The organism is Belnapia sp. AC561, assembly GCF_979252845.1.
Window position 1 is genome coordinate 1 of the sequence record NZ_CEEDBP010000224.1, and the last position, 273, is coordinate 273.

At 36.6% G+C, this 273-nt stretch carries 1 pseudogene; it reads left to right on the plus strand.

Annotated elements, in window-relative coordinates:
* Positions 1 to 273: pseudogene (locus tag AC0IW9_RS30850) on the plus strand (hypothetical protein); the annotation flags it as partial.

Below are 273 nucleotides of genomic sequence, written 5' to 3' on the forward strand. Positions count from 1 at the left end.
GTTTAAGAGAGAAAATAAAGGTATCATTACCACAACAGAAGAGAAGAAAGAGGCACCGGATGGCGTGTGGAATAAATGTCCTAACTGTAAAAAACCACTACATCAAACAGAATTACAGGAAAACAAATACGTTTGCCACTACTGCGATTACCATTTGAGGGTTGGTTCTAAAGAATATTTCGAAGTTTTATTTGACAACAATGAATTTAAAGAGCTGTTCGCCAACCTAACATCAGGCGACCCTTTAAATTTTAACGATAACAAACCCTACAC